At 49.8% G+C, this 24045-nt stretch carries 22 protein-coding genes; all 22 read left to right on the top strand.

Annotation, left to right across the window (positions count from 1 at the left end):
* The first annotated feature begins 22 nt into the window (after nt 1–22).
* The 22 genes from rnpM (at nt 23) to sleB (ending at nt 23970) form a co-directional block, all read left to right on the top strand.
* Entirely contained in the window at nt 23–337 is a 315-nt protein-coding gene (gene rnpM / locus ACFSUC_RS00385; RefSeq protein ID WP_379927406.1) for an RNase P modulator RnpM, read from the top strand.
* Nucleotides 327–653, top strand: a complete 327-nt coding sequence (locus ACFSUC_RS00380; protein WP_379927405.1) for a YlxQ family RNA-binding protein — start codon at nt 327–329, stop codon at nt 651–653. The genes rnpM and ACFSUC_RS00380 overlap by 11 nt, the downstream gene beginning before the upstream one ends.
* A 43-nt stretch (nt 654–696) precedes the next feature.
* On the top strand, nt 697–3084 hold the full coding sequence (infB, locus tag ACFSUC_RS00375) for a translation initiation factor IF-2 (protein ID WP_449288684.1): 2388 nt from the start codon (nt 697–699) through the stop codon (nt 3082–3084).
* A gap of 38 nt (nt 3085–3122) precedes the next feature.
* Nucleotides 3123–3479 (top strand): 30S ribosome-binding factor RbfA, encoded by a 357-nt coding sequence (gene rbfA, locus ACFSUC_RS00370; protein WP_379927404.1) that lies wholly within the window; start codon nt 3123–3125, stop codon nt 3477–3479.
* Nucleotides 3476–4477, top strand: coding sequence for a DHH family phosphoesterase (locus ACFSUC_RS00365; protein WP_379927403.1), 1002 nt, complete (start codon nt 3476–3478; stop codon nt 4475–4477). Before rbfA ends, ACFSUC_RS00365 begins: the two co-directional genes overlap by 4 nt.
* Nucleotides 4470–5381, top strand: coding sequence for a tRNA pseudouridine(55) synthase TruB (gene truB, locus ACFSUC_RS00360; protein WP_379927402.1), 912 nt, complete (start codon nt 4470–4472; stop codon nt 5379–5381). Before ACFSUC_RS00365 ends, truB begins: the two co-directional genes overlap by 8 nt.
* A 21-nt stretch (nt 5382–5402) precedes the next feature.
* Entirely contained in the window at nt 5403–6365 is a 963-nt protein-coding gene (locus ACFSUC_RS00355) for a bifunctional riboflavin kinase/FAD synthetase (RefSeq protein ID WP_379927401.1), read from the top strand.
* A gap of 161 nt (nt 6366–6526) precedes the next feature.
* On the top strand, nt 6527–6796 hold the full coding sequence (gene rpsO, locus ACFSUC_RS00350) for a 30S ribosomal protein S15 (RefSeq protein WP_379927400.1): 270 nt from the start codon (nt 6527–6529) through the stop codon (nt 6794–6796).
* Between the two features lie 217 nt (nt 6797–7013).
* Nucleotides 7014–9122: a polyribonucleotide nucleotidyltransferase gene (gene pnp, locus ACFSUC_RS00345; protein WP_379927399.1), complete on the top strand. Its 2109-nt coding sequence runs from the start codon at nt 7014–7016 to the stop codon at nt 9120–9122.
* Between the two features lie 233 nt (nt 9123–9355).
* Nucleotides 9356–10378 (top strand): polysaccharide deacetylase family protein, encoded by a 1023-nt coding sequence (locus ACFSUC_RS00340; protein WP_379927398.1) that lies wholly within the window; start codon nt 9356–9358, stop codon nt 10376–10378.
* Between the two features lie 114 nt (nt 10379–10492).
* A complete protein-coding gene (locus tag ACFSUC_RS00335; RefSeq protein WP_379927641.1) occupies nt 10493–11719 on the top strand; it encodes a M16 family metallopeptidase in 1227 nt (408 codons plus the stop codon).
* The gene (gene dut, locus ACFSUC_RS00330) at nt 11697–12143 is read left to right on the top strand and encodes a dUTP diphosphatase (protein ID WP_379927397.1); all 447 of its coding nucleotides are present in this window, start codon (nt 11697–11699) and stop codon (nt 12141–12143) included. Before ACFSUC_RS00335 ends, dut begins: the two co-directional genes overlap by 23 nt.
* A 205-nt stretch (nt 12144–12348) precedes the next feature.
* A complete protein-coding gene (gene dpsA, locus ACFSUC_RS00325; RefSeq protein ID WP_379927396.1) occupies nt 12349–13248 on the top strand; it encodes a dipicolinate synthase subunit DpsA in 900 nt (299 codons plus the stop codon).
* Nucleotides 13245–13844 carry a dipicolinate synthase subunit B gene (locus tag ACFSUC_RS00320; protein ID WP_379927395.1) on the top strand — a complete coding sequence of 200 codons (600 nt, stop codon included), beginning with the start codon at nt 13245–13247 and terminating at the stop codon, nt 13842–13844. The genes dpsA and ACFSUC_RS00320 overlap by 4 nt, the downstream gene beginning before the upstream one ends.
* Nucleotides 13845–13948: 104 nt before the next feature.
* A complete protein-coding gene (locus ACFSUC_RS00315) occupies nt 13949–14986 on the top strand; it encodes an aspartate-semialdehyde dehydrogenase (RefSeq protein WP_379927394.1) in 1038 nt (345 codons plus the stop codon).
* Between the two features lie 123 nt (nt 14987–15109).
* On the top strand, nt 15110–16357 hold the full coding sequence (gene dapG / locus ACFSUC_RS00310) for an aspartate kinase (RefSeq protein WP_379927393.1): 1248 nt from the start codon (nt 15110–15112) through the stop codon (nt 16355–16357).
* 13 nt (nt 16358–16370) lie between these two features.
* Entirely contained in the window at nt 16371–17240 is an 870-nt protein-coding gene (gene dapA, locus ACFSUC_RS00305) for a 4-hydroxy-tetrahydrodipicolinate synthase (protein ID WP_379927392.1), read from the top strand.
* A 223-nt stretch (nt 17241–17463) separates the two neighbouring features.
* Nucleotides 17464–19140, top strand: coding sequence for a ribonuclease J (locus tag ACFSUC_RS00300; protein ID WP_379927391.1), 1677 nt, complete (start codon nt 17464–17466; stop codon nt 19138–19140).
* A gap of 171 nt (nt 19141–19311) precedes the next feature.
* On the top strand, nt 19312–20094 hold the full coding sequence (locus ACFSUC_RS00295) for a ClpP family protease (protein WP_379927390.1): 783 nt from the start codon (nt 19312–19314) through the stop codon (nt 20092–20094).
* Entirely contained in the window at nt 20091–20321 is a 231-nt protein-coding gene (locus ACFSUC_RS00290) for a YlzJ-like family protein (RefSeq protein ID WP_379927389.1), read from the top strand. Before ACFSUC_RS00295 ends, ACFSUC_RS00290 begins: the two co-directional genes overlap by 4 nt.
* 75 nt (nt 20322–20396) lie before the next feature.
* Nucleotides 20397–23024 (top strand): DNA translocase FtsK, encoded by a 2628-nt coding sequence (locus tag ACFSUC_RS00285; protein WP_379927388.1) that lies wholly within the window; start codon nt 20397–20399, stop codon nt 23022–23024.
* 184 nt (nt 23025–23208) lie between these two features.
* Nucleotides 23209–23970, top strand: a complete 762-nt coding sequence (gene sleB, locus ACFSUC_RS00280; RefSeq protein WP_379927387.1) for a spore cortex-lytic enzyme — start codon at nt 23209–23211, stop codon at nt 23968–23970.
* The last annotated feature ends 75 nt before the right edge of the window (nt 23971–24045 follow it).

Genomic DNA, 24045 nt, shown 5'->3' with positions numbered 1-24045 from the left:
ATGTTGTAAGGAGGGGTTCAGAATGAAACAAAAGCGAATTCCTTTGCGTAAATGTGTGGCCTGTCAGGCGATGTTGCCCAAAAAAGAATTGATTCGGATCGTCAAGACGCCGGAATCGGACATTTGCTTGGATTTTACCGGAAAGCAGTCAGGGCGCGGCGCCTATATTTGCGGTTCGGTGGACAGTATCAGACTGGTCCAGAAAAACCGGGGCGTTGAACGGGCACTGGAGGTTTCCATCTCGAACGAGACCTATACGTCGATGGAAGCTGAAATCCGGGAAAGCCGAAGAACGGTTCATTGTGCGAGGGAAGCGGGCGAATCCAATGAAGGATAAATTGCAGTCTCGAATCGGCCTTTGCCAACGCGCAGGCAAGCTGGTGGCAGGCGATGAGGGTGTGCTCAAGGCGGTTCGCAGCCAGGAAGCCAAGCTCGTGATTGTAGCGACGGATGCTTCTGACAATACACGCAAAAAGTATCGCGATAAATGCAACAGCTATGAGGTCCCGCTCATTGAAGTGCTGGATCGCTATACGCTGGGGCATTGTACGGGTAAAGATCTCAGAGTTGTAGTAGCCGTCACAGACGAGGGGTTTGCCCGAATCATTGAGGAGAGTGCGAAACAAAACACGGAGGTGGACGGTATTGAGTAAAAACGAAAAACAAAGGGTTTACGAATATGCAAAATCAATGAATATGAGTAGTAAAGAAATCATTACCATCATGAAACGATTAGAGATTCCTGTGAACAACCATATGAGCGTAATGGAAACGGACGCGATTAATAAAGTCGAGCAGTTTTTCAAGAAACTGAAAAATAATGCTGCGGCAAAGCGGGATGAACAGGCAAAATCTAACGTACAGAAGAGTGAGGCGGTCGCATCCGTGCAAAACAAGAAAGAAACGTCGAATCCATCATCACAGCAAGCTCGTCCACAGAGACAGCAGAATGCGAGAAGTCAAGACACTCGTAACCAGCAGGGAGCATCCCGTTCCCAGCAGAAACCGTCTCCGAGACCTTCTGCCGCTGCAGGTGCTAGCAAGCCGGCCCCGAGAAATCAATCTGGACAGGGCGGACAGACCAATCCGTCTGCTGCTGGCAAGCGCAACGAAACCACAAATGCTGCCGGCAGCCGTACAGAGCATCGCAATCAGGCTGATTTGGACGCGAGTAAAGGGAAAACGACGAAGAAGAACAAAGCAAACAACAAACGTTTTGACGATAACAAAGCCAGCAATTTCCGCACGGGCGGAAATCGAGGTGGCAAAGGCGGCAAAGGAAAAGGTCGCTACCAGAACCGCAACCTGCCGCCAAAAGAGAAAATTGACAACACTCCGAAAAAAGTCATTGTCCGTGGTGAGATGACGGTCGGAGATCTTGCGAAGCTCCTTCACAAGGACGCGTCAGAGATTATCAAGAAACTGATGTTCCTGGGTGTCATGGCGACGATTAACCAGGAAATCGATCTCGATACCATTCAGCTGATTACCCAAGAGTACAACATTGAGATTGAGTTGAAGCTGCCTGTGGAAGAAGATCCGTTCGAAATCGTTGAAAAAGCCGATGAAGCGGATAAAATGCAGGATCGCCCGCCAGTTGTCACCATCATGGGTCACGTTGACCACGGGAAAACAACCTTGCTGGATGCCATTCGCAAATCCAATGTCACCGAAGGAGAAGCAGGCGGTATTACGCAGCATATCGGTGCCTATCAGGTAGAAGTGAACCAGAAAAAAATTACGTTCCTGGATACACCAGGTCATGAAGCGTTCACGACGATGCGTGCACGCGGTTCCAAGGTGACGGATATTACGATTCTGGTCGTCGCTGCGGATGACGGCGTTATGCCCCAAACGATTGAAGCGATCAACCACGCCAAGGCAGCAAATGTGCCGATCATCGTGGCCGTGAATAAAATTGATAAGCCGGACGCGAATCCCGATCGGATCAAGCAGGAACTTACAGAGTATGAGCTTGTCCCGGAAGAGTGGGGCGGAGATACGATCTTTGTGAATATCTCGGCTAAAAACCGGATGAACCTGGAGGAACTGCTGGAGATGATCTTGCTCGTGGCAGAAGTTCAGGAATACAAAGCCAACCCGGACAAGGAAGCACGAGCGACAGTTCTCGAAGCCGAACTGGATAAAGGAAAAGGGCCGGTTGCCCGTATTCTCGTTCAGGAAGGAACCTTGCGTGTTGGAGATCCGTTTGTCGCTGGCGTATGCTTCGGACGTGTTCGGGCTATGGTTAGTGACAAGGGCCGTCGTCTGAAAGATGCGGGGCCATCTACGCCGGTTGAAATTACCGGATTAACGGAAGTGCCACAGGCTGGTGATCGCCTGATTGGATTTGAAGATGAGCGCAAGGCGAGAGAAATCTCTGACAAACGTGCCATCAACTTGAGACAGAGTGAGCTGAACGCAAGTTCTCGTGTCACCCTGGATGATCTCTACAAGCATATCAAAGAAGGCGAAATGAAAGACCTTTACGTCATCATCAAGGCAGACGTGCAGGGCTCGGCTGAAGCATTGAAAGGCTCTCTGGAGAAAATTGATGTGGAAGGCGTTCGCGTTAAAATTATTCATACCGGTGTCGGGGCGATTACGGAATCGGATATCATCTTGGCATCTGCTTCCAACGCCATCATCATCGGCTTCAATGTCAGACCGGAGCCGGCTGCCAAAACGACAGCAGAACAAGAAAAAGTGGATATCCGTCTGCACCGCATCATTTACAACGTCATCGAGGAAATTGAACAGGCGATGAAAGGGATGCTGGATCCGGAATTCAAGGAAGTTGTCACCGGTCAGGCTGAAGTCCGCAATGTGTTCAAGATCAGTCGTGTTGGGACCGTTGCAGGCTGTATGGTCACAAGCGGCAAGATTACCCGTAATGGTCAATTGCGTGTAATCCGTGACGGCATTGTCGTATACGAGGGCGAAATCGATGCCCTGAAACGCTTCAAGGATGATGCCAAGGAAGTGGCACAAGGTTACGAATGCGGAATCTCTGTCAAAAACTTTAATGACCTTAAAGAAGGAGATATCTTCGAAGCATTTGTGATGGAGCAAATAGAGCGATAAGACTATCGGATGTGTCAACAGATAAGAGGTGATGAGAAATGGCCAAAAATCGAGTAGGACGGGTAGGCGAGCAGATCAAGAAAGAACTGAGTATGCTGATCCAGACAGAGCTCAAAGATCCGAGAGTCGGGTTTATTACTGTGACAGGCGTTGAAGTGACGAATGATCTCTCACTGGCACGCGTGTACCTCTCTGTTCTTGGAAAAGATGAGCAGATTGCCGCAACCCTGAAGGCACTGGATCACGCAAAAGGCTTTCTGCGTTCGGAGATTGGCAAACGTGTGCGACTGCGACATACACCGGTAATTGAATTCCGTTTTGACAGCTCGATAGAGTATGGAAGCCGCATCGAGGCGTTGCTGCAGGAAATCAACGAGAAGGACGATCGCCTATGAGCGGTCCTTCTCTTACTTCATCGTACAGTGCGCAATTCAGCGAAGCCGCTCAGTTTATGCAGCAGCATGATTCCTTTCTGGTTGTTTCTCATATCCACCCGGATGGGGATGCAGCCAGTTCGACCTGCGCAGTAGGACTGATGCTGGATCAGCTGGGCAAACGCTACACGCTGTTGAACGACGGAGCGGTGCCTCAGAAATTTGACGAGGTATGCGGTTCGGATCGCATTGTGAACGCTCAACTGCTGTCTGAATTGCCGGCAGCGCAAGCCATTATTGCCGTGGATTGTGCTGATTTTGAGCGAATCGGAGAGGTTGCGGCCAGATTTCCAGCCGGACTTCCGTTGCTCAATATTGACCATCACCCTACGAATGATTTGTACGGGACAGCTAATCTGGTCATCGCAGACGCCTCCGCGACAGCGGAAATTCTGTATGATTTGATTACGTTCATGTCCTTGTCCTGGAACAAGCAACTGGCAGATTGCATTTATACCGGCCTGTTGACAGACACGGGCGGATTCCGTTATGCCAATACTTCTTCTAAAGTGATGAAAATGGCTGCAACGCTGCTGGACTATGGCACGAGCGCCAGTGAGCTGGCTGAGATTCTGCTGGAATCCACCACTTCTGCGCATGTCGAGCTGCTGAAGCGGGCGCTGAACACGCTGACCTTCTCACCGAAGCAAGATATTGCCTGGGTGATCGTCGAGAAGGAAGATATGAGCGAGACAAAGGCCAATCATGAAGACTTGGAGGGCATCGTCAATTATCCACGGAATATTGAAGGGGTACAGGTGGGTATGCTCTTCAAGGAAATGAAGGACGGCACGGTGAAATGCAGCTTCCGTTCAGCTGGCAAAGCCAATGTAGCGGCACTTGCCCAACAATTCGGCGGGGGCGGACATGTACGGGCTGCTGGCGCAACACTGGATGGACCCCTGTCCGAAGCTATTGCATCCGTCGTTCGAGAAGTGGAGAGGGCTTTATATGGTTGAAGGAATTATTCCCATCTACAAGGCAGCCGGGATGACATCTCATGATGTTGTTGCCAGAGCCAGACGCATTTTAGGCACTCGCAGAATCGGGCACACTGGTACACTTGATCCGCAAGTGACCGGGGTGCTTCCTTTGTGTATAGGACGCGCAACCCGAATGGTGGAATATATACAGGAGCTGCCAAAGGAATATGAAGCGGAAATGATATTGGGGTTTGCGACAGATACGGAAGATGTGACGGGTAAAGTGATCGCAAAGTCGGACAAGCCGGTGGTAATTGAAGAAGCTGCCATCTTACGTGCATTGACAGAGATGGAAGGACAGATTGAGCAGACACCACCGATGTATTCCGCTGTCAAAGTAGATGGCAAGCGATTGTATGAACTGGCCCGGGAGGGCAAGACCGTGGAACGCAAGGTGAGGAAAGCGTGGATTTATCAGATTGAGCTGCTTTCTTATGACGCTGCCTGTGCAGAACCGAGATTGAAATTTCGTGTCCGCTGTTCCAAAGGCACCTATATTCGCACCTTGTGCGTGGACATTGGCAAGTCGCTTGGCGTACCGGCTGTGATGAGTGAATTGGTACGTACACGTACCGGTCCGTTCACGACAGCGGACTGTGTCACACTGGAGCAACTGGAGCAGCATGTGCAATCTGACCAACTCGCCTCGTGTCTGCTTCCACCTGATCAGGGAGTCGTGCATTTTCCATCTGCCCATGTGGACCAACAGACGGCAGAGCGATTGTGTGACGGCCTTCGCAAACCGATCACCAATCACGAGGGCTGGCCTGTCGATCAGCTAGTCAGAGTGTATGGTCCTGCCGATACGTTCATCGGAATCTTTCGGCTTGACTCCTCCAGCAGACTATCACCTGTAAAGGTGTTCCGGCATGATGATTGAATGAAGGCAGGTGATGAGAGTATGCGGGTAATCCATCTTACGACACCGGAATCGGTCAAAGCAGCAGCAGCAGACCTCCATCCACATGCGATGGCGATTGGTGATTTTGACGGCGTTCATCTGGGTCATCAGCAAGTGATTCAGACCGCCGTCCAGACCGCCGGGAGATCGGGTCTTCGGTCTTCGGTGATGACCTTTCACCCTCATCCGCGTGAAGTATTGGGAAACAGCGTGTATGCGAAATTTTTGGCCCCTTTTGAAGAGAAGCTGAAGCAATTTGAACGGTTGGAGATCGATCACGTCTTTATCGTGTCGTTCCATGCTGATTTTGCGAAGCTGTCACCGGCACAATTTGTACAGCAATATATCGAAGAGCTGGCTTGCGAGGCTGTTATCGTCGGTTTTGATTTTACGTTCGGCAGCAGAGGGGCCGGGACGGTAGACACGTTGCGAGAGCTGGCAGGCCAGCGGTTGAATGTGCAGGTGGTTCCTCCCTTTCAACTGGATGGACAAAAAGTAAGCAGTACGTATATCCGTGAGCAGCTGCATCTTGGAGAAATCGGGGAAGCCACGCGTTTTCTCGGGAGAAAATATGCCTTGCAAGGCAAGGTCGTACATGGAGACGGCAGAGGCAGCAGCATTGGTTTTCCAACCGCAAATGTGGAACTGGACAGCGCGTTTGTCTTGCCAAAGCGAGGCGTGTATGCGGTACGGGTACACCTTATGGAAACAGGGACGGTTCAAAACGGCGTGATGAACATCGGACGCAGGCCTACCTTTCATGACCATCAGACAGAAGACAGTATCGAGGTTCATCTGTTTGACTATTCCGGAGATCTGTATGGTCAGGGGCTCCGGGTTGAAATCATGGCCTATGTCCGGGATGAGCGCAAGTTTGCATCTGTAGATGAACTGGTCGAGCAGATCCGGATGGATGCTGAACAGGCGAGACAAATGCTTCTGACCGATAGAACCCTTACATGAAAGCGGGAAAGCGCCGTACGTAGGGAAAGAAACGTTTACTTTTACAGCGAAGATGTGGTATACTAATTCTCGTTGTGACAAACATGGAACCGTAGCTCGGTCTACCGTCTCACCGTCGGATTCTGGGCTAGCGGCGATTAAGTATCGAGGAGGTGAACAGGATGGCAATCACACTAGAGCGTAAGCAGCAATTAATCGAAGAGTTCAAGACACATGAATCAGACACAGGATCACCGGAAGTACAAATCGCTATCCTTACTGAGAACATTCAGAACTTGACTGAGCATCTGCGTACCCACAAAAAAGATCATCATTCCCGTCGCGGATTGTTGAAAATGGTTGGTCAGCGCAGAAAGCTTTTGGCTTATCTGAAAAATAAGGACGTCAGTCGTTATAGTTCTCTCATTGAGAGACTTGGATTGCGTCGTTAAGTCTTGATAAAAAAACAACCTCTCCGTTTGGAGGTTGTTTTTTTATACATACCAGCGCGTTGGCAGGGAACCCTGTTGACAGGCGGGCATGGACGGGATTGTAAAGAGTGTGGACGCACAGTAATTTTTCCCATCGGGGAAGGAAATACTGTATACTATGAAGAATAACTATGAAGTTATGCCAACAAGCTGATTGTGGAGTTACAGGAGGGAATGTATGGAACAACGTATTGAGATGGAGCTTGCAGGACGCAAGATGACATTGGAAACTGGCCGCTTTGCCAAACAGGCGAATGCAGCCGTAACGGTTCGCTATGGAGAGACGGTCGTTCTGTGTACAGTGACGGCTTCCAAAGAACCAAAGGATCTTGATTTTTTCCCGTTGACGGTGAATTATGAAGAGCGCCTTTATGCTGTAGGGAAAATTCCAGGTGGATTTATCAAGCGCGAAGGACGTCCGAGTGAAAAAGCCATTCTGGCCGGACGTTTGATTGACCGACCGATTCGTCCTTTATTTCCAGAGGGATTCCGGAATGAGGTTCAGATCATGTCTTTGGTCATGAGTGTGGATCAGGACTGTTCACCCGAAATGGCAGCGATGATCGGTACGTCTGCCGCGCTGTCGATTTCTGATGTGCCTTTCCAGGGACCCATCGGAGGCGTGGCTATTGGCCGTGTGGACGGCAAACTCATTATCAATCCAAACGTGGAACAGGATGAGAAGAGTGACTTCTACATCGTAGTGGCTGGAACGAAGGATGCCATCATGATGGTAGAAGGGGAAGCGGATGAGGTTCCGGAAGAAGAAGTACTGGAAGCGATCATGTTTGGACATGAGGAAATCAAGAAGATTGTAGCCAAGCAAGAGGAAATGGTTGAGAAGTGCGGCAAGCCGAAGATGGAAGTCGTGTTGAAGGAAGTAGCAGCGGATATCAATGGAGACGTTCGCGGCTTTGCCCAGACACGTCTGCAAAAAGCCGTCCAGATTCAGGAAAAGCATGCGAGACAGGATGCCATTGATGAGATTTCCGCTGAAGCGATGGCCCATTTCACTTCGGTATACGAAGAAGATGCGGCTAAGCTGAAGGATGTCAAGGAAGTGCTCAGCACTATCGTGAAGGAAGAGGTTAGACGCCTCATTACGCATGATAAGGTTCGCCCGGATGGACGAGCACTGGATGAGATCAGACCGATTGAGTGCGATACGAAGCTATTGCCGAGAACGCACGGTTCTGGACTATTTACCCGTGGTCAAACACAGGCTCTGAGCATTTGTACATTGGGTGCACTGGGAGATGTCCAGATTCTCGATGGACTGGATTTGGTAGAATCCAAACGTTTCATGCATCATTACAACTTTCCACCGTTCAGTGTCGGCGAAGCCAGACCGCTTCGTGCACCGGGACGCAGAGAAATTGGACATGGGGCTTTGGGAGAAAGGGCACTGGAAAAAGTCATTCCGCCTGAAACCGAGTTTCCTTATACGATTCGTCTCGTTTCAGAAGTGCTCGAGTCCAATGGTTCGTCTTCGCAGGCCAGCATCTGTGCCAGTACGCTGGCGATGATGGACGCAGGGGTACCGATCAAGGCGCCGGTTGCAGGTATTGCAATGGGTCTGATCAAGGATGAGGAGCATGTATCCATCCTGACAGATATCCAGGGCATGGAAGATCATCTCGGAGATATGGACTTTAAAGTAGCAGGTACGGCTGCAGGAGTGACCGCCATTCAGATGGATATTAAAATCGATGGCATCAATCGTTCCATTTTGTCGGAAGCGATGACCCAGGCGAAGCACGGACGTTTGTTCATCCTGGACAAGATGCTTGCCGCAATCCAGCAGCCACGCAAAGAGCTGTCCCCTTATGCGCCGAAAATCATGACCATGAACATTAACCCGGACAAGATCCGTGATGTGATCGGAACAGGCGGCAAGGTGATCAACAAAATTATTGAGGAAACAGGTGTGAAGATCGATATCGAGCAGGATGGTCGCATCTTTATTGCTTCTACGAACCAGGAAATGAATGAAAAGGCCAAAGAAATCATTGAAAACCTGGTGAAAGAAGTTGTCGTTGGCGAGACGTATCTAGGTACAGTCAAGCGCGTCGAGAAGTTCGGCTGCTTTGTAGAAATTTTGCCAGGCAAAGAGGGACTGGTCCATATTTCACAGCTTGCGCATGAACGTGTAGGCAAGGTGGAAGATGTGGTGGCCGTCGGAGACTCCATCACCGTCAAGGTAACGGAAATTGACCAGCAAGGTCGCGTGAACCTATCCCGCAAGGCGACGCTTCCTGCGCCACCAAAAGCTGAGAAGCCGTCCTAAAACCACATCGCACTTTACATCTGAAAAAACCAAGGAAAGAGTCAGACATGCATCTGTCTCTTTTTTTATTCCATATGTTTTCCTTATCTTCATCAACATGATCTTCTTTATCATTTTCTTTATCATCTTCTTCGGCTTGTACTAGCAGGCCGCTCTCCATCATACATATAAGCTAGAAAGCGATCATCGCGGGACAGCGAAATGGAAGCATTTCGAATGAAGGAGTAGGAAGGATGAAACAAAAGAGAACATGGATCATGTTGTGGATCGTGATGAGCACGATCCTGTTGATGAATCAGTTGCCTGACCTGGGAGCGTATGTACAGACGGTAAAAGTGCTGCATGCAAGGGATGCCTTTTCCTATGAGTGGCCCCCTTCGACTGAGACATACAAGGCGATGCCAGTAAGCGATGAAAGGGATGCGTGGATGTCGCGTATCGCAGATGAGGCCGATACGATCAATGAACCCGCTTCGAACGCCCGCATTGATCGGGTCTGGAAGGCGATCCCGCCATACAAAGGCTTAAAGGTCAATCTGGAGCAAACCTATCAGGTCTCGCGCAAAGGAAAGGGCGACATCTACTGGGTATTGGAAGAAGTCGAGCCACAGATTGAACTCTCTGATCTGGGTGCTCAGCCGATCTACAGAGGAAATCCAAGAAAGCCAATGACCGCATTGATGATCAATGTCGCGTGGGGCGAAGAATATTTGCCCGCGATGCTTGAGACCCTCGACCGGGAAAATGTCAGCGCCACCTTTTTTCTGGACGGTTCCTGGCTGTCCAAGCATATGGATACGGCCAGGGAACTACTGCGCGCTGGTCATGAGCTGTCCAATCATGCCTATAGCCATCCGAATATGAGTGAGTTGTCTGCTTACCGGGCAAGGACGGAAATAGAGAAGACAGAGAAGCTGCTGCGGGAACTCGGAGTGGACAATCAGCTGTTTGCACCGCCTTCTGGTGATTTTGATCAAGAGACAGTGAAAATCGCAAAGTCCCTTGGCCTATATACGATTTTATGGACGTTAGATACGGTCGATTGGAGGCATCCGCCACCCGCTCAAATCGTGCAAAAAATTCGTACACAAGTGGAGCCGGGTGCGCTGATCCTGATGCATCCGACCGATTCCTCCAGTGCTGCTTTGCCTGAGATGATCAAGGAAATAAAGAAAAAGGGGCTGCACATCAGTACCGTTTCGGATCTGATTTCTCCGAACCGCGTTGATTCTGTTGAGGTACCCTTGCAATTTTGATAAGATACGAGTGAAGAATGAATGCCACACCCATTCAGAGAATGGTCACTTGTTGTTTAGGAGGATGCTGCATACGTGAATGTATATCGACTTCAAAATGGACTTCGCATCGCCATGGAAACCATCCCGACGTGCAGATCGGTTTCTTTTGGCATTTGGGTGAAAACCGGCTCGCGGAATGAATCCGCAGCTCAAAACGGGATATCCCATTTGATTGAACATATGCTGTTTAAAGGAACGGACCGGTTTACAGCAAAACAGATTGCAGATTATTTCGATGGCATCGGCGGATTCGTCAATGCGTTTACTTCAAAAGAATATACGTGCTATTATGCGAAAGTGCTGGATGAGCATTTGAACGGCACGCTTGATGTGATGTCCAGCATGTTTTTCGACTCGCTGATGGATGAGGAAGAGCTTCGCAAGGAAAAGAACGTTGTCCTGGAAGAGATCGCCATGTACGAGGATACCCCGGATGACCACGTGCACGATTTGATCGCACAAGCTTCTTACGGCGATCATTCCCTCAGCTATCCGATTCTGGGAACCGAGGACAATCTGGCGGCATTTACACCGGCGGATTTGAAACAGTATATGGATGAGCATTACACGGTGGATCAAACGGTCATCAGTCTGGTCGGCAATGTCGATGAATCGGTACTGCCGCTTCTGGAGCAATACTTTTCCCGCATGACTTCCGGTGCAAAGGCTACAGAGCTGACCTTGCCTTCTTTTGCCCCGAATCATGCTTTTCTGGATAAAACAACCGAGCAAAATCATATCTGTCTGGCGTTTCCCGGTCGTTCGATCAAGGATGAAGACTTGTATGCCATGGTACTCCTGAACAATAACATCGGGGGTGGAATGAGCTCCAGACTGTTCCAGGAAATCAGAGAGAAGCGCGGACTGGCCTATTCCGTTTATTCTTATCATTCTGCCCATATGGACAGTGGTTTGTTTACGATTTACCTGGGAACCGTTCCGAAGCAGACCGATGAAGCGCTCAAGGTGACGCGGGAATTGCTGGTCAAGCTAATCGAGGATGGGCTGACAGAAGAGGAACTGCAGCGCGGCAAGGAACAGATGAAGGGCAGTCTGATCCTGAGCCTGGAGAGCAATAGCAGCAGAATGAACCGAATCGGCAAAAATGAATTGCTGTTGCAAAAGCACTACACCCTGGATGAAATGATCGAACGAATCGAGGCCATTGAGATGGAGACGGTCGAGAAGATGATTGGGGAAGTGCTGGCTAAACCATTCGCCTCTGCCATGGTTGGTCACACCGTTGAGGAATTTGATCGGGTAAGGAGAGAATATCATGCAAGCTACGGTACAGATTAAACGATTGGAGGGCGGCGAGAATCTTCCGTTGCCCAAACAAATGTCCGAACTAGCCGCAGGATTTGATCTGTATGCAGCTGTGACGGATACCGTTGAGCTGAAGCCGGGAGAACGGGCGCTCATCCCGACCGGGTTCGCCCTCAGTATGCCAGCTGGGCTGGAAGCGCAGATTCGTCCGCGCAGTGGACTGGCGTACAAGCACGGGATTACCTGTCTGAACAGTCCGGGCACGATCGATGCGGATTATCGGGGTGAAGTGAAAGTGTTGCTCATCAACCACGGACAGGAATCATTCCGGATTGAACGTGGAGAACGCATCGCACAAATGGTGTTTCAGTATGTACCCCGCATTCAACTGGAAACCGTCTTGGAGCTGTCCGAGACCGTGCGCGGCAGCGGCGGATTTGGACATACAGGCCAATAGAGTGATATCAAATCCAACAAATGAAACAGATCAAGATCAGTCAAGAGCACCTGCTGCGAATTCCGCTGCGAGGTGCTTTTTTTCGTTCCGACAGCTATCCATCTACAGCCAACAGGAACGGGTCAGGGGAGCAGGAGATCAGGCACGGATAAATGGGCGCACGCATAGTATGTGATGTGAAGCGTCACAGAAAGGAGTGTGAGCCATGTTAACAGGCATTCAAGCGGTCGTCATTGGTGGAGATGCCAGGCAACTGGAAGTCATTCAGAAGTTCTCTGAAATGGATGCATCCGTTACCCTGATCGGATTTGACAACTTGCAGACACCGTTTCCCGGCGTGCGCACAGCCTCGATGTCAGAAGAGATTTTGTCGGAGGCCGACGTGATTATTCTGCCTGTGGTCGGGACCGATGACCAGGGGAAGATCAATGCGGTGTTTTCTTCGGATGAAATTGTCCTGGAGCAAGGTCATTTCAACGTACTCAAACAGCAATGTGTCGTTTATACGGGGATGGCAAAGCCCTTTCTTCGAAATATATGCACAGAGCATGCGATCAGACTCGTGGAAATACTGGAACGAGATGATGTGGCCATCTATAATTCCATTCCGACGGCGGAAGGCGCGATCTTGCTCGCCATTCAAAACACGGATTTTACGATACATGGATCGACATGCATGGTGCTGGGAATGGGTCGCACCGGGTTTACACTGGCCAGAAGCTTGCAGGGACTGGGTGCACAGGTGCATGTTGGCGTGAGAAGGAAGGAACAATTCGCACGGGCCGAAGAGATGAACTTTCATCCCTTCTATACCCACACGATCACGAAGCATGTCGCACAGGTGGATCTGCTCTTCAATACCATTCCGGACAGGATTGTCACCGCCCAGGTCATTGCGGCCATGCCTCATCGTGCAGTGATCATTGATCTTGCCTCGAAGCCGGGCGGGACTGATTTTCGATTTGCCGAGAGAAGGGGAATCAAGGCGATGCTGGCACCGGGCTTGCCAGGCATTGTCGCCCCGAAAACTGCCGGAAAAATCATTGCGAATTGTGTGACGGATCTCATCCTGGAAGAACAGCGAAAGAAAGGGGCCAGCTCATGAACTGGAACGGAATCAATGTTGGTTACGCCTTGTCTGGATCTCACTGCACCTTTGAGGAAGTGATGCCTCAGATCAAGCGATTTGTAGATGCAGGAGCCAATGTGTACCCTATTGCCTCGTATTCTCTCATTCAAACAGACACCCGGTTTGGAAAAGCAGAAGATTGGCAAAAACAGTTGAAAGATATAACCGGTAATGATATTATTGCTACAATCGTGGATGCAGAACCGCTGGGACCATCCAAACTGCTCGATGTATTGACCATTTCTCCTTGTACAGGTAACACGACAAGCAAGCTGGCGAACGCCATGACAGACAGTCCGGTGCTAATGGCCGCGAAGGCACAGATGCGAAATCAGCGTCCGGTTGTACTTGGCATTTCTACCAACGATGGACTTGGATTTAATCTCGCTAATATCGCCAAGCTGATTACCGCCAAACACATTTATTTTGTACCGTTTGGGCAGGACTCGCCAGAAGGCAAGCCGAATTCGCTGGTTGCCCGCATGGAGCTGATCATGGAGGCCTGTGAGGCCGCCTTGCAAGGAAAGCAACTGCAACCAATGGTTGTAGAAAAGTTCAATTATATGCAGTGAAGCATATACAGCAGAGCAATGCTTGTAGATAGGTAAAGCCTGCGCAGGTGGGCACACGTACACGATCGGTAGACACATATTCTTGAAAAGGGGAGCAGAAAAATATGTCGAATCAGAAATTGTTTCATCTTGCAGTAGTAGGAGCAACAGGTGCAGTAGGTCAACAAATTTTAAGATTGCTAGAGGAAAGAGACTTCCCGATTCAATCCCTGAAGCTTTTGTCTTCAGCACGTTCTGCAGGCAAGAAGGTCGCTTTCAAGGGTGAAGAGATTGTGGTAGAGGAAGCCAAGCCGGAGAGCTTTGATGGAGTGGACATTGCATTATTCAGCGCGGGAGGATCGGTCAGCAAGGCACTGGCTCCACATGCGGTGGAGCGAGGCGTCATCTGTATCGACAACACCAATGCCTACCGGATGGACCCCGACACGCCGCTGGTGGTGCCGGAAGTCAATGTCGAGAAAATCAATGAACACAAAGGCATCATTGCCAACCCGAACTGTTCCACCATTCAAATGGTGGCAGCTTTGAAGCCGCTTCATGATCGTTATGGCATCAAGCAAATTATCGTTTCTACCTATCAAGCAGTCTCAGGTGCCGGACAAAGCGCGATTGACGAAACGCTTCGTCAAAGCAAGGCGGTTCTTGACGAGCAAGACGTTAATCCGGATATGCTGCCAGTCGGAAGCTTGCCTAAAAAGCATCAGATTGCTTTCAATGCGATTCCGCAAATTGATGTCTTCCAGGAAAATGGATTCACCATGGAAGAGATGAAGATGATCCGTGAAACGAAGAAAATCATGGGAGATGACTCGATTGGCGTTACCGCTACTTGCGTACGGATCCCGGTTGTTTATGGACATTCGGAGTCGCTGTATGTGGAATTCAAGGAAGATTTCGATCTGGCAGAAGTGCGCTCGATTCTGGAGAATGCACCAGGCGTTGTCTTACAGGACAATATGGATGAACAGCATTATCCGCTGGCCACTGAAGCAGCAGGCAAACTGGATGTGTTCGTGGGAAGACTGCGCAAGGATTTAACCAATGAAAAGGCATTGAATATGTGGGTTGTCTCTGATAATCTGTTAAAGGGCGCAGCATGGAATGCGGTGCAAATTGCCGAATACATTGCAAAAAAATCATAGACTGATCTGGTTTGCAGATATTTTTATATAGGGCGATGACTTTTGAATCACGATCATTGAACTTGTACCCGCACAGTCATGACCCGATACTACCAGGAATGACAGCAACAGGAGGGAGACCAAGTGCGTATATTGGTGCAAAAATATGGCGGGACTTCGCTCGGAACAGCTGAAGCCCGTCAACATGCCCTTGGACATATGAAGAAAGCACTCGAGTCCAATTACCAGCTCGTCGTGGTGGTTTCCGCAATGGGGCGAAAAGGCCAGCCCTATGCAACGGATACATTGCTGGAAATGGTTCAGGCCGATGGAAACCACTTGCCGGAGCGGGAGAAGGATCTGCTGCTTGCATGCGGGGAAACCATTTCCGCTACCATGATGTGCAATCTTCTGCTCAGTCAGGGCATTGAGGCAACGGTTCTTACCGGTGCTCAGGCAGGTGTTATCACCAATGGGTGTTACGGAAATGCCCAGATCGTTTCGATTCAGACCCATCGTATCCGGCATTTGCTGTCCGAAGGCAAGGTCGTGATCATCACGGGATTTCAGGGAAAAGTAGACTCCGATGACATTGCCACGCTCGGAAGAGGGGGCAGCGATACTTCTGCCACGGCGATCGGAGCAGCGCTTCAGGCGGATTGTGTCGATATCTTTACGGATGTGAACGGCATTCTGACTGCTGATCCCAAAGTGGTGAAAGAAGCGCGACGGCTGAACATGGTTAGCTACGCGGAAATATGCAATATGGCCCAGCAAGGGGCAAAGGTCATCCATCCAAGAGCCGTGGAAGTGGCGATGCAAGCCCACATTCCCATTCGGGTGCGATCGACCTTTTCTGATGATGAAGGGACACTTGTCACGTCTGAGGAACATTTGTCCAGAATGAATCGCATGGTCAAAGACCGATATGTAACGGGCATTGCAAGTGTGTCTGGTGTCACACAAATTCAAATTATGGCGGCTGAAGGGCAATATGACCTTCAGTTAAAAGTGTTTAAAGCGATGGCGAACCATCAGATTAGCGTGGACTTTATTAACGTCAACCCTTCCGGGGTAGTGTATACGGTATTCGATCATCAACGTGAAAAGGCCATGTCGGTACTTCAAAGTTTGGGATACGAAGCCATCAATTATCCAAACAGTGCAAAGATATCCGTCATTGGCGGAGGGATGAATGGTGTTCCTGGCATCATGGCCTCCATCGTAGAAGCTCTCACCGAAGCGGATGTTCAAATACTACAATCAGCTGATTCGAATACGACCATTTGGGTTTTGGTCAGCGGCGATCAGATGGAAACCGCTGTGCAGGCCTTGCACGCCAAGTTCCATCTTCATATTATGGACGAAACGGCTGCGGGCCGACTTGGATGAGGGGGAAGGTAATGTGGATTTTGGGAGATTGATTACGGCGATGGTGACGCCGTTTGATGCGGACTTGCAGGTCGATGAAGCACAAGTGGAAAAGCTTGTGAATTATTTAATCGAAGAACAGCAATCCGATAGTATCGTGGTGTGCGGCACAACTGGGGAATCCCCGACCTTGACAGATGAAGAAAAGATCAGGTTGTTCCAGCTCGTCGTCAAAGCGGCCTATGGGCGCTGTAAAGTCATTGCGGGCACGGGCTCCAACAATACCGCACACTCCATTCATTTGACCGAGGAAGCAGAAAAATGCGGTGTGGACGGAATATTGCTGGTTGCACCTTATTACAACAGACCGACGCAGGAAGGAATGTATCAGCATTTCAAAGCGATTGCAGATTCCACCAGCCTGCCGATTATGCTGTACAATATTCCGAAGCGTACTGGTGTACATTTGACGGTCGAAACGACGGTCCGGTTAGCGCAGATTCCGAATATCACCTCGACCAAAGAAGCATCGGCGGATCTGGATCAAATGACCAAAATTGCCGCTATGACGGATGATTCCTTTAAAGTATATAGCGGTGATGACAATTTGGCTCTGCCTTGCTTGGCTGTGGGCGGCTATGGGGTAGTTAGCGTAAGTGGCCACGTCGTGGGTCGGCAGATGAAACAAATGATCAACAACTACCTTTCCGGCAACGTCATGGAGGCGTCCAAACAGCACAGCGAGCTATTGGATATCTTGACGGGGATGTTTATTTGTCCGAACCCGGTTCCGGTCAAGTACGCCCTCTCCCTGCACGGCGTGCCGGTTGGCGGAGTAAGGCTGCCTCTCGTGGAAGCGAATGAACTGGAAAAGGAATTTATTCGTCAGCTTTTCGCGGTTTAGACGATAGACAAACAGCCTGTTTTACAAAATGAACCGATGCAGCGGAAGCATCGGTTCACCTTTTTTCGGGAAGGGTAATACATACAAGAGGTTTTCGCAACTTGTTTTTTGGTTCGCGCTTCATGTATAATAATTTTCAAGTGACTGGGTACGGTTCAAAAAATTCTCGAGTTTCAATGTTTATATAAAAAGTCGTCAACCAAAATTATAGGAGGGTTATGATTTGTTTAAGAAAAATCAAGATAAATGTACGATTTTCGCTCTTGGCGGCTTGGGTGAAATCGGAAAAAATATGTATGTGATTCAATATGGTCAAGATATTGTGGTGGTTGATTCTGGTCTCAAGTTCCCAGAAGAGGATATGTTAGGCGTCGATGTCGTTATTCCGGATATTTCTTACTTGCTGGAGAACAGAGACAAGGTGAGAGGCATTCTCATTACCCATGGACACGAAGACCATATTGGCGGTTTGCCATACGTGCTGAAGCAGTTAAATGTTCCCATCTATGGAACAAAGCTTACGCTCGGTCTGATTGAAGCGAAGCTGAGAGAAGCCAACTTGCTTGGGGAGACGAAACGAATTCTGATTAACGCGGATTCTGAGGTCAAGCTGGGTAAATTGGTCGCGACCTTCTTTGCCACCAATCACAGTATTCCGGATTCAGTTGGTGTCTGCATCGATACACCAGAAGGTTTGATTGTGCACACGGGGGATTTCAAGTTCGATCATACACCGGTAAACAATCAGTATGCAGACCTGCACCAGATGGCCGATATCGGAAGCCGTGGTGTACTGGCACTGCTGTCAGACAGTACGAATGCTGAACGTCCTGGCTTCACGCCTTCGGAGAAAAGTGTAGGGGTGGAACTGCAAGAAGTGTTCCGCAATGCGGATCAGCGAGTGGTCGTAGCGACCTTCGCTTCCAATATCCACCGGATTCAGCAGGTCATCGAAGCAGCTTACAAGACGAACCGCAAGCTGGCCGTTATGGGACGCAGCATGGTCAACGTCGTTTCCATTGCGACAGAGCTTGGGTACCTCAATATGCCGGACGGCATGCTGATCGAACCGGATGAAGTGAACAAGCTCCCGGCAGATCGTGTCGTGATCTTGTCTACCGGATCTCAGGGTGAGCCGATGTCTGCCCTGACCCGTATGGCGAGATCCACCCACAAAAAGGTGGACATTCTACCGGGTGATACCGTTATCATCGCGGCTACACCGATTCCGGGCAACGAGAAATTCGTCGGACGTACGGTCGATGAGTTGTTCCGACTGGGTGCCAATGTCATCTATGGACCGGGTAGCGTTTCGGGTGTCCACGTATCTGGACATGGCAGTCAGGAAGAACTGAAGCTGATGCTGAACTTGATGAAACCGAAATACTTTATTCCGATCCACGGTGAATACCGTATGCTTCGTCATCACGGTCTGCTGGCAGAAGGGATCGGCGTAGAGAAAGAAAACATCTTCATTATGGATAATGGGGATACCGTGGAGATTCAGAACGGTGTCGCACGCAGAGGCTCCAAAGTCCAGTCCGGTAATGTCCTGATCGATGGACTCGGTGTGGGCGATGTAGGCAATATCGTGCTTAGAGACCGCAAGCTCCTGTCTCAGGACGGCATCTTGGTTGTGGTCGTGACACTGAGCAAGCAGGAAGGGAAGATTCTATCCGGTCCGGACATTATCTCCCGCGGGTTTGTTTACGTCCGGGAGTCTGAAGGATTGCTGGATGAAGCGAACCGCATTGTCTCTTCCACACTGAACAAACTCATGAATGAAAATGTGAATGAATGGGCATCCCTGAAAACACATGTCAAAGAAGCTTTAGGTCGCTTTTTATATGAACAAACTCGTAGAAGACCAATGATCTTACCCATCATTATGGAAGTATAGTGAAATACCACAGTCACTTAAGAAACCGAACAGTCAACAAGCAGTTCTCCTCGGGAAATATCCCCTGGAGAACTGTTTTTTTATGTTCTGATTTCTGAGTCTGTATAAATCATCCGGATTATTCAAAGCATAATACGGTAATCCAACATTCAAATAAAGGAGTTCTGCCTGATGAATCGCTATCAACCCCCGGGAGTCGGATTCGGACAAGATCCCAGAATGACACAGCCTCAGGTGCAGCCGCCTCAACCCCCATCACCTGGTGACAAGAAAAATCCCGTTACAGAAAATATTCAGCAACTCGGTCAGACAAACGTGCCTCAGATGGATTCCAATATTCATTGCGTCACGATTATCGGGCAGGTAGAAGGTCATATCGTATTGCCTCCACAAAACAAAACAACCAAATACGAACATATTATTCCACAGCTCGTTGCCGCGGAAACCAATCCGAAAATCGAGGGTGTACTGATCATTTTAAATACGGTTGGCGGGGATGTGGAAGCCGGGTTGGCTATCGCCGAAATGATCTCCTCCATCTCCAAACCGACCGTGACGATCGTTCTTGGTGGCGGTCACAGCATCGGGGTGCCGATCGCTGTTTCATCCAACTACTCCATCATTGCCGAGACCGCAACGATGACCATTCATCCCATCCGCATGAATGGACTGGTGATCGGTGTTCCGCAAACGTTTGAATATATTGATAAAATGCAGGATCGAGTGGTACGGTTTGTCACCGCCCACTCCAATGTAACCGAAGAAGTGTTCAAGAAATTGATGTTCAAAACAGGAGAGCTGACGCGAGATATTGGGACAACTGTCATTGGTGAGGATGCCGTTCGTCATGGATTGATTGATGGTGTCGGAGGAGTAGGCGAAGCCATTCAGATGCTGAACAGACTGATCGAGCAGCAAAAGCTGACGGGCATGCAAGGGAGAGTCATGCAATGATCCTGTATACCCCTGTACCGCTCGAACAAATATGGGAAGGAATGGACGAACAGACGGAGCACTTTCAGGAGATAGAAGTAGAGGGTATTACCATGCAAGTTCAGGCGGTGGATGCACGCACCGCTACCATCGTCCGTATCATTTCTTCTGATCCTGCCCATTATATGCACCCCAAACTGCAGCCGGGGTGTCAAGTGTCCTACAGACCTGCTTTGGCACAGGATTAGAGACGGTTTCCTAGCGTGTAGACGGATGCCAAGCCTTATCGGATTGTGATATAATGACAACCGGGGGTGGAAGGCTTGGCAAAACGACGGAAACGCAAGAAAAATTTGAGTCACAGCTTGAAATTTGAAGTCTACGGCATTCTGCTCATTGTTTTTTCCTTTATTTCTTTGGCCGGGAAGGATTCGGTTCCCGGAATTGGCACAGTAGGCCGAGGTCTGAGTTATATGTCCCTCCTGCTGGCGGGTCATCTGTATTTTATTGTACCGATTATCGGGATTTACATAGGGTTGTTTGTCATGATCAAACGGAAATTTCCGACTGGATGGTCGTACAAAAAAACCGGGATTGTGCTCTTTGTGTTGGCCTGTGCCATCCATTTGCACGTAGACTTGTTTGAAAGTCGCTATCCGTACGGAGGACAGACTACCATCGAGATCTGGACACAGCCGTTTACGCTTCTGTCGGACAAGATGTCCGGCAGTATCACAGAGAACGCGTATCTAGACAGTTTAGGCGGAGGGTTTATTGGTGCTCTGAGCTATGGCCTGCTCTATGTACTCTTTGACAATCTCGGTGCGCAATTGATCAAGTGGACGCTGATTGCCATCGCCCTGATTTGTATTACAGGATGGTCCTACTCCGATATGCTGAGAAAAGGAAGAGCGTCGCTCCAATTGGTAGGCAAACAGCTTAAACTGCGGCTGGGGGAAGCCCATGCCGCCTACAAAAGCCGAAAGTCCGAGTCTGTCCCGTCTGAGGTGGAAAAACACATTGATGTAGAAGAAGACCTGGATGAGGAAAATTGGACAGAAACGTCAAAGCCGGCTTCGACAAGCAAGCGGAAGCTGTTCTTCTCTTTGTTTCAGTCTTCTGACAAAAACCAGCATCCGGATGGGAATGAAAAGGGAGAGCTTGTTTCAGAGGAAGGTGAGGAACCTGTCTCTGCTGCTCCCGAAACGTCCACAGATGCTCCCGAAGAGACCGTGTATCAGGCAGAAAGTGGCTATGAACCGTTGTTCCGCGACTTTCAGGAACAACTGCATACTGGTGCCGCTCAACCAGATGAAGACCCATCCCGTTTACAACCTGATGCCGGCCAATCCATCGCAAAAGGGACGGAAGAAGGGGCCCAAGCTCAATCGAATGAGGGGATACGCACAGCTGATGAGGGGGAAATCCCGCCTTCATCTCCAGTCCTGCATACTGAGGTGCAATCCCATGAGCCTGAAGGGGAGGGAGAGGAACGGACGGTTTCGGCTCCACCTGCTCCTCCGCCCAAACCGTATCGCTTGCCTGCCTTTGAATTGCTGAGCAAGCCGGATGAAGCCGCTCTTGCCGGAAGTCGTCTCGACTATCGGGCGAATGCCAGAAAGCTGGAAGCAACACTGGAGAGCTTTGGCGTGCGGGCAAGGGTACTGGAAGTAGTCAGAGGACCTTCGGTTACCCGCTACGAGATTCAGCCCGATATTGGCGTGAAAGTTAGCCGGATTGTCAGCCTGACGGATGATATCGCCCTAGCTCTGGCGGCAAAGGACATTCGGATGGAAGCGCCGATCCCTGGCAAATCCGCCATCGGGATCGAAGTGCCCAATTCAGAGGTATCCGTGGTTACGATGCGGGAAGTGATGGAGACACAGTCCTTTCAGAAATCGGATGCGAAATTGTCCATTACACTCGGACGGGATATTTCCGGTCAGCCCATCGTGGCAAACCTGGCGAAAATGCCTCACTTGCTCGTTGCAGGCGCTACAGGCTCAGGTAAATCGGTCTGCATAAACGGGATTATTACCAGCATTTTATATAAAGCAAAGCCGGATGAAGTGAAATTTCTGATGATTGATCCGAAAATGGTAGAGCTGAACGTCTATAATGGCATTCCTCATTTGCTGGCTCCGGTCGTCACAGACCCGAGACGGGCATCATTGGCTTTGAAGAAGGTCGTGAAGGAAATGGAACAGCGCTATGAACTGTTCTCCAAATCCGGTACGCGTAATATTGAAGGCTATAATCAGTACCTTGCCCAGTCAGAGCAAGGTGGCGATCCGCTCCCGCTTATCGTCGTCATTGTCGATGAGCTGGCTGATCTGATGATGGTGGCAGCCAATGATGTGGAGGATGCGATTTGCCGACTGGCACAAATGGCTCGGGCAGCTGGTATTCATCTGATCATTGCGACACAGCGTCCTTCTGTCGATGTCATTACGGGTGTCATCAAGGCAAACATCCCGTCTCGTATTGCCTTCGGTGTCTCTTCCCAGGTCGATTCCCGCACCATTCTCGACATGGTTGGGGCGGAAAAGCTGCTCGGTCGAGGAGACATGCTGTTTATGCCCGTCGGTTCCTCCAAGCCGACTCGCGTGCAAGGTGCCTTCCTGTCCGATCAGGAGGTAGAGAAAGTGGTTACCTTTGTCCGGGATCAACAGGATGCCCAGTACCAGGAAGATATGGTGCCTCAGGTAGATGACATGCAGGACGCTCAGCCCGAGTTTGAGGATGAGCTGTTCGATCAGGCGGTTCAAATTGTGCTCGAAGCCAAGCAGGCCTCGGTCTCCTTGCTCCAGCGCAGAATGAGAGTGGGCTACACACGTGCTGCCCGCCTGATTGACAGTATGGAAGCGAAATCCATCGTCGGACCATACGAAGGTAGCAAGCCGAGAGAAGTGTTAATCAGTCTGGAGCAGTACCAACAGATCAGCTCCTGATTTCATAGTCGAACAGTGCAAAGGCACAGTCCAACCGAGGACTGTGCTTTTTTTTATAAACGGTGAATGATTCAAATCCAAGGTGCAATATACGAACATGCGCGACATGGACGACTAAAAGAATAGAAGCGAGGAGGGGTTGTCATAATAAGGATACATCATGGAAAAAGGAAGGCGGATCGACATGAAATATCGCTTGATATGGAGTACCTGCTTGATTCTGGTGGTTCTGTTCTCCGCTTTGCAGTTCAAGCTGCATACACAGTCCAATGAAACATTCAGCAAAAATGAGATGGCATATGGGGCGCAGGGGAAGGATGTACGAGAACTGCAAGGGCGTCTTCACTTCCTCGGCTTTTATGACGGGAACGTGGATGGCGATTTTGGTACAGCTACTTTGCAATCCGTTAAGACGTTTCAGTCTGAATTCGGACTGGAAGTAGACGGGATCGCCGGAGACCGAACCAAGTTAAAGTTATGGGAAGCGACAAAGCAGTGGAAGCCTGGACACAATCCGAACAAGCAGGCTCCGGATCAAACGCAGCAGCAAGGCGGGGATGCACAAAACCTTCAACCCGCAGCCCAGGGGCTCTCTCAAAATGATCTCAAACTGATGGCCAATGCGGTTTATGGAGAGGCTCGCGGTGAATCCTATGAAGGACAGATTGCGGTCGCGGCGGTCATTTTGAATCGCATACGCTCCAAAAGCTTTCCAAACACCGTTTCCGGGGTTATCTTTCAGCCGGGCGCCTTTACAGCCGTCGCGGATGGACAAATATGGCTGACCCCGAATGAAAAGGCTAAAAGAGCCGTTCAGGATGCGCTCAATGGCATGGACCCAACCGGAGGCTGCATTTATTATTTCAATCCCGACACCGCCACCTCCAAATGGATCTGGAGCCGACCGCAGGTGAAACGCATTGGCAAGCATATCTTTTGTATGTGACAGCTTGAGCAAGGATAAGCAAGTTTAAACAGAGGAACGAAGATCAACCAGCATACAAGGTGTATGCTGGTTTTG

The organism is Marinicrinis sediminis (genome assembly GCF_042685085.1).
GTDB classification, from domain to species: Bacteria; Bacillota; Bacilli; order Paenibacillales; family KCTC-33676; genus Marinicrinis; species Marinicrinis sediminis.
Note: the sequence above shows the minus strand (reverse complement) of the source record. Positions and strands in the feature narration are given on the sequence as shown.

Bases quoted from the DNA above. Each gene is read 5' to 3' on its own strand.
- ACFSUC_RS00295 (WP_379927390.1), top strand. From the start codon at position 19,312: ATGAATCGCTATCAACCCCCGGGAGTCGGATTCGGACAAGATCCCAGA.
- ACFSUC_RS00355 (WP_379927401.1), top strand. From the start codon at position 5,403: ATGCGGGTAATCCATCTTACGACACCGGAATCGGTCAAAGCAGCAGCA.
- ACFSUC_RS00320 (WP_379927395.1), top strand. From the start codon at position 13,245: ATGAACTGGAACGGAATCAATGTTGGTTACGCCTTGTCTGGATCTCAC.
- rbfA (WP_379927404.1), top strand. From the start codon at position 3,123: ATGGCCAAAAATCGAGTAGGACGGGTAGGCGAGCAGATCAAGAAAGAA.
- dpsA (WP_379927396.1), top strand. From the start codon at position 12,349: ATGTTAACAGGCATTCAAGCGGTCGTCATTGGTGGAGATGCCAGGCAA.
- infB (WP_449288684.1), top strand. From the start codon at position 697: ATGAGTAGTAAAGAAATCATTACCATCATGAAACGATTAGAGATTCCT.
- rpsO (WP_379927400.1), top strand. From the start codon at position 6,527: ATGGCAATCACACTAGAGCGTAAGCAGCAATTAATCGAAGAGTTCAAG.
- rnpM (WP_379927406.1), top strand. From the start codon at position 23: ATGAAACAAAAGCGAATTCCTTTGCGTAAATGTGTGGCCTGTCAGGCG.
- ACFSUC_RS00340 (WP_379927398.1), top strand. From the start codon at position 9,356: ATGAAACAAAAGAGAACATGGATCATGTTGTGGATCGTGATGAGCACG.
- ACFSUC_RS00380 (WP_379927405.1), top strand. From the start codon at position 327: ATGAAGGATAAATTGCAGTCTCGAATCGGCCTTTGCCAACGCGCAGGC.
- pnp (WP_379927399.1), top strand. From the start codon at position 7,014: ATGGAACAACGTATTGAGATGGAGCTTGCAGGACGCAAGATGACATTG.
- ACFSUC_RS00335 (WP_379927641.1), top strand. From the start codon at position 10,493: ATGGAAACCATCCCGACGTGCAGATCGGTTTCTTTTGGCATTTGGGTG.
- dut (WP_379927397.1), top strand. From the start codon at position 11,697: ATGCAAGCTACGGTACAGATTAAACGATTGGAGGGCGGCGAGAATCTT.
- ACFSUC_RS00315 (WP_379927394.1), top strand. From the start codon at position 13,949: ATGTCGAATCAGAAATTGTTTCATCTTGCAGTAGTAGGAGCAACAGGT.
- ACFSUC_RS00290 (WP_379927389.1), top strand. From the start codon at position 20,091: ATGATCCTGTATACCCCTGTACCGCTCGAACAAATATGGGAAGGAATG.
- ACFSUC_RS00365 (WP_379927403.1), top strand. From the start codon at position 3,476: ATGAGCGGTCCTTCTCTTACTTCATCGTACAGTGCGCAATTCAGCGAA.
- truB (WP_379927402.1), top strand. From the start codon at position 4,470: ATGGTTGAAGGAATTATTCCCATCTACAAGGCAGCCGGGATGACATCT.
- sleB (WP_379927387.1), top strand. From the start codon at position 23,209: ATGAAATATCGCTTGATATGGAGTACCTGCTTGATTCTGGTGGTTCTG.